Genomic DNA, 6,354 nt, shown 5'->3' on the forward strand with positions numbered 1-6,354 from the left:
GTTGGAAGATTTTCTTAGTTGTTTAAAAAATCCAACTGCTGAAGTTAAAATTGGTTTAGTTGGTAAATATGTAGAATTACCGGATGCTTATAAATCTATTTCAGAGGCATTTATTCATGCAGGTGCAAAAAACGAATGTAAAGTTCGCGTAGAATATATTCCATCAGAAAGTATCTATCCCGATAATGTAAAAGAAAAATTAGGCCATTTACAAGGTGTTTTAGTAGCTCCAGGTTTTGGTAGTCGTGGTATTGAAGGAAAAATAGAGGCGATTAAATTCGTAAGAGAAAACGAAATTCCATTCTTTGGTATTTGCTTAGGAATGCAATGTGCAGTGATTGAATATGGTCGCAACATTTTAGGCTTGAAAAATGCAAATACTACAGAAATTGATGAAAATTCTGAACATCCAGTAATTAATATGATGGAAGAACAGAAAAACATCACTTTAAAAGGTGGAACAATGCGTTTAGGTGCTTATCCATGCGATGTTAAAAAAGGGACAAAAGCCTACGCAGCTTACGGAAAACAACATATTACCGAAAGACACAGACATCGCTATGAGTTTAATAACAGCTATTTACAGCAATATGAAGATGCTGGAATGATAGCTTCTGGCGTTAATCCTGATAGTAATTTAGTAGAGATTATTGAGTTAAAAAACCATCCTTTTTTCGTTGGTGGACAATTTCATCCAGAATTAAAGTCAACAGTTGCAAATCCTCACCCACTTTTTGTTAAATTTGTCGCCGCTGCAATGGAGCACGCCAAAAAGAAAACAATATAATACAAGTTTAAAACAATATAATGGATAGAAATACATTTACAGGTCTGTTCCTGATCATGGTTATTTTAGGAGCAGCTGTTTTTTTTATGAAGCCTAGTGAGGCTGATCTTAAAAAAGAAAGAGCTAAAATTACCGCAGACTCATTAGCAAAAGCAGGAGTAAAACCTACACCAGCCGTAGCACAACCTACAACACCAACAAAGCCAGATTCTACAACATTATCAGGTCCTTTTGGCGGCAATATTACTGGCACTGCACAAACTTCAGTTTTAGAAAACGATAAGTTAAAATTAACCTTCACCAATTTAGGTGGTAAAATATTATCAGTTGAAGTTAAAAAAGAGCATACTTACGGTGGCAAGCCTTTAATTTTATTCAACGGACCAGATAATAAATTTGGGTTAAACCTTAATATCGATGGTAAAATTGTAAATACCAACAATTTGTATTTTACAGCTACTCAAACAGCAAGCAACATTAGCATGCGTGCTAACTATAGTGCAGATAAATACATTGAGTTTGTATATGGTTTAAAACCTAATGGCAATAATGTTGATTTTAACATTAACCTAAACGGTTTAAACCAAGTTGTACAAGGAAATACAATTACTTTAAACTGGGAAGCTACTTTATTAGAGCAAGAGAAATCTGCTAAAAAAGAGCAAGAACATGCTGCTCCTTTCTATAAATACACTGATAAAAACCCTGATCATTTAGGTGTAGGCAAAGATGCTAAAGAAGAGTTAAAAGAAGGTAAAATAGAATGGTTCTCATTTAAACAACAATTTTTCTCAGCAGTATTAATTCCTCAAGTTCCTTTTGAAAAAGGTGATTTAGAAGTTAAAATAAGCACTGAACCTGGAAAAATTAAATGGTACGGGGCTAATATGCAATTGCCATTTAAAAACTTAGCAACTGAGAGTTATGCCATGAAGTTTTACTTCGGCAATAATAAATTTGATAACTTAAAAGCACAAGGACAAAGTATCGAAAAACAAGTTGATATGGGTTATTGGCCTTTAAAGTATATCAATCGTTTTATAGTATTACCGGTATTCCAGTTTTTAGAGAGCTTTGGTTGGGGTTATGGATTGATTATTTTGGTATTAACTATCTTGTTAAAATTAGCCATGTCGCCATTAACCTATAAATCATATATCTCAATGGCTAAGATGAGAATCTTGAAGCCAGAAATGGATGAGATTAAAGCTAAAGTTGGTGAAGATAATGCTACACTTTTACAACAAGAATATTTAAAATTGTATAAAAAAGTTGGTGTAAACCCATTAGGTGGATGTTTACCGATGTTATTACAATTACCTTTTGTAATGGCATTTTTCTTCTTCTTCCCTAATTTATTCGAGTTAAGAGGTCAAACTTTCTTATGGATGCACGATTTATCAACTTATGATGATTTTATCAAGTTTGGTTTTACAGTTCCATTTATTGGAGATCACTTAAGTTTAATGTGTGTGTTGATGACGATTTCAACATTGATTTATACCTACTTTAACAACCAAATTTCTGGTGCAACTGGTCAGATGAAATACATTGGATATATTATGCCAATCATTTTCTTAGGTGTGTTAAATAGCTATCCATCAGGTTTAAATTATTATTATTTCTTAGCAAACATGCTAACCTTCTTACAACAATATTTAATTAGAAGAATGGTTAACGACGATAAAATTCATGCTATTTTGCAAGAAAACAAGGCGAAACCACAAGGTGAAAAGAAAAAATCTAAATTCCAATCTCGTTTAGATGATTATATGAGAACTCAAGCTCAAGCAAAAACGCAAGAGAAAAAAGGAAAATAGTGAAGTTATACGTTGTAAGTTTACATCTCAATATAGATAACTTACACTAATACAAACCGCAGATGCGCAGATTTAGCTGGCATCTGCGGTTTTTTTTATGAACCCTCTCATCATTTCCGTAAAAACGGGAATGCGAAGCGTCCAAGCGTAATTAATCTGTAACATTAAGATTTCCATCTGATAGTTATCGGATCGACCTGGGAATGATGGCGCTTGCGAAAAGAAAAACAATCTACTTTGTAAAATTTGATATACACATAGTAGAATTATGCTTAAAATTTGCAATTTTTAAAGTCAGATAAGATTAACTCTCATAACTATTATAATCATGCAAAAAAAATTAACCTTACTTTTTTTATTATTTGCTAGTGCAGTGTATGCACAAAAGAAACCATTAGACCATTCTGTTTATGATAAATGGGAAGCTGTAGGCGCAAAACAGTTTTCAAATAATGGATTATGGGCTGCATATGTGATTAATCAACAAGAAGGAGATGCAAATTTATATTTCCAAAATAGTGTAACTGCGCAAAAAATACAGGTTTCTAGAGGAACTCCTCCACAATTAGGTTTCGAAGTACGATCAAATTCTGCTTTATTTAGTGCTGATTCCAAATTCGCAGCTTTTGCCATTAAACCTTGGTATAAAGATACTCGATTGGCTAAAATCAAAAAGAAAAAGGCAGATGAGATGACCAAAGACACTTTAGGTATTGCCAATTTAACTACGTTAGCTATTACTAAAATACCTAGGGTTAAATCCTTCAGGTTCCCAGAAAACGGGGGTGCATTGTTAGCTTATAATTTAGAAAAAGCTCCTGATACCAGCAAAAAAACAAAACCAGCGAGTCAAGCTACTGAGCAAAAAAATGATAGTGAGGAAGATTATTTAGCTGATGACGAACCTACTGGTGCAGCGGCCAAAGAAGGAACAGATTTAATTGTAAAAAACTTAACTACAGGTGTAGAAAGAACTTACAAGTTTGTGAGCGATTATGCATTTAGTAAAAATGGAAAACAATTGGTTTTTGCCTGTACTGGATCTAAAAAGGATAAAACAGCTCCACAAGGTGTATTTTTATTAAATACGGAAAGTGGACTATTAAAAACGCTAGTAAAAGGCAAAGGAAACTTTAAAAATTTTACGTTTGATGATGAAAGTGAGCACTTGGCATTTTTAGGAGAAACTAGTCCTGAAAAAACAGAAATTAAAGATTTTAATGTTTACTATAATTCATTAACACTTGATACTGCCCAAATTTTAGTGGATAACGATATGCCAGGCATGCCTGCTAAATTTGCAGTTAGCGGTGATGGAAAAGTTACTTTTAGTAAAGATGGCAATAGATTATTCTTCGGTGTTGCGCCAATTAAAAAGGCAAAGGATACTACTTTAGTAGATTTCGAAAATGCTAAGTTGGATATCTGGGGATATAAAGACGACTATTTGCAACCGATGCAATTAAAAAACGCAGATAGAGAAGCTAAAAGAAGTTACTTAACTGCCATTGATATTTATAGCACTGACCCTAAAATTGTGCCTTTAACCGATGCAAAACTTCCCGATGCTAATTTGGTAAACGAAGGAAATGCTGCTTTTGTGTTGGCATCAACAGATTACGGAAACCGTATTCCATCACAATGGACAGGTGGATCGGTACGTGATTATTATTTAGTTGATGTTAAAACTGGTGCTCGTAAAAAAATTCTAGAAAGTTTAGATGGAAATGCTTCTGCATCGCCTGATGGCAATTACATTTTATATTACGATAAGAAAGTGAAACTTTGGAAAACCTACCAAGTGGCTACTGGAAAAACAAGCATCATTACTGCTAACATGACGGCGAAATTCTACGATGAAGAAAACGATGTGCCTGATGATCCAAATAGCTATGGCGTTGCAGGATGGTTAGAAGAAGATAAAGCGGTTTTATTGTACGATCGTTATGATATCTGGCAATTTTCTCCAGATGGAACTTCAGCTAAAAATTTAACCAATGGTTTTGGTAGAACAAACAATATTACTTTTCGTGTAGAAAGAATAAATCCAGATTCTAGATTTTTCACTAAAAAAGAGGTTTTATGGTTAGATGCATTTAACAACACTACAAAAGAAAATGGTTTTTATCGTAAAGCATTGAACGATAATAAAGCACCTGAATTAGTAATTATGGCACCATTTAAATATTCTAATTTGGTGAAAGCGAAAGATGCTGATGTTATCCTCTTTGATAAAGGAAATTACACCATTTCTCCAGACGTTTACCTATCTAAAGATAATTTAAAAACTGCCTTAAAATTAAGCAGTACAAATCCTCAGCAAGCTAATTACAATTGGGGTACTGCAGAATTGGTAAAGTGGACTACACCAAAAGGATATAAATCTGATGGTATCTTATACAAACCGGAGAACTTCGATCCGAATAAAAAATACCCAATGATTGTGTATTTCTATGAGAAACTTTCGGAAGGATTATACGCCTACAATGCCCCTGCTCCTACACCATCACGTTTAAACATTCCGTTTTTTGTAAGTAATGGCTATTTAGTTTTCGCACCAGATATTAGTTATGAAACTGGTCATCCAGGTAAATCTGCCGAAGAATTTATTAATTCAGGTGTAGAGAGTTTAAAGAAAAACGCATGGGTAGATGGAACTAAAATTGGTATTCAAGGTCAGAGCTGGGGAGGTTATCAAGTTGCACATTTAATTACTGCAACAAACATGTACGCAGCGGCTTGGGCTGGTGCACCAGTGGTAAACATGACATCAGCTTATGGTGGTATTCGTTGGGAAAGCGGTATGAATAGACAGTTTCAGTATGAAAAAACACAAAGTAGAATTGGCGCTTCGCTATGGGAAAAACCTGAATTATACATAGAAAACTCGCCACTATTTAATTTACCAAAAGTAAAAACGCCAGTTGTTATCATGTCTAATGATGCAGATGGAGCTGTGCCTTGGTATCAAGGTATTGAGATGTTTACGGGTTTAAAACGTTTAGGCAAACCAGTTTGGTTGTTAAATTACAATAATGAAGCGCATAATTTGGTGCAACGTCAAAACAGAAAAGATATTCAAATTAGAGAGCAACAGTTTTTTGATTACTATTTAAAAGGTGCTAAGGCTCCAGTATGGATGACAAGTGGTATACCAGCAATAGATAAAGGTAGAACTTGGGGCTTTGAACTAACTGATGATAAACCTTAATTAGTTTTCTGTCCACAATGATAAAACCTGTAATTAATAATTACGAAATAATTAAAGAAAAGCGGTTGAAAGACCGCTTTTTTAAGCATAATGCGATAGTTGATTTATTAAACCAATTACCTGCCAATTTTGAAGTAAGCGAGCTTGGTCAATCTGTAAAAGGCAAAAGTATTAACATAGTTAAGTTTGGAAAAGGAAATACCAAGGTAATGCTGTGGAGCCAAATGCATGGAGATGAAGCTACAGGCACAATGGCCTTATTTGATTTATTTAATTTTTTGCAAAGCGATGATCAGCTAGCAAAGCTGATAGCAGAAACCTGTCAGCTGTTCTTTTTACCGATGGTTAACCCAGACGGTGCAAAAATATTTACCAGAAGAAATTCACAACAAATAGATATTAATCGTGATTTTTTAAAGGAAGTATCACCAGAAGCTAAAGTATTGAAAAAATGCAGAGCCGATATTAAACCTGATTTTGGCTTTAATTTGCACGACCAACTTACTTTGTGGAGCGTAACAGGAACCTTAAAACCT

4 protein-coding genes are annotated in these 6,354 nt (G+C 34.1%); all 4 read left to right on the forward strand.

Annotation, left to right across the window (positions count from 1 at the left end; genetic code table 11):
• Window positions 1–787: CTP synthase (locus WC622_RS08595; RefSeq protein WP_372819180.1), on the forward strand; the 787-nt coding region annotated here is incomplete at its 5' end.
• Window positions 788–807: 20 nt separating this feature from the next.
• Window positions 808–2,607: a membrane protein insertase YidC gene (yidC, locus tag WC622_RS08600; protein WP_372819182.1), complete on the forward strand. Its 1,800-nt coding sequence runs from the start codon at window positions 808–810 to the stop codon at window positions 2,605–2,607.
• Window positions 2,608–2,935: 328 nt separating this feature from the next.
• Window positions 2,936–5,818 carry a prolyl oligopeptidase family serine peptidase gene (locus WC622_RS08605; RefSeq protein WP_372819184.1) on the forward strand — a complete coding sequence of 961 codons (2,883 nt, stop codon included), beginning with the start codon at window positions 2,936–2,938 and terminating at the stop codon, window positions 5,816–5,818.
• 17 nt (window positions 5,819–5,835) lie between these two features.
• On the forward strand, window positions 5,836–6,354 hold a 519-nt coding region (locus WC622_RS08610; RefSeq protein ID WP_372819186.1), incomplete at its 3' end, for a M14 family zinc carboxypeptidase.

The sequence above is a fragment of the Pedobacter sp. genome (assembly GCF_041662865.1).
GTDB lineage: Bacteria > Bacteroidota > Bacteroidia > Sphingobacteriales > Sphingobacteriaceae > Pedobacter.

Bases quoted from the DNA above. Each gene is read 5' to 3' on its own strand.
- yidC (WP_372819182.1), top strand. From the start codon at position 808: ATGGATAGAAATACATTTACAGGTCTGTTCCTGATCATGGTTATTTTA.
- WC622_RS08605 (WP_372819184.1), top strand. From the start codon at position 2,936: ATGCAAAAAAAATTAACCTTACTTTTTTTATTATTTGCTAGTGCAGTG.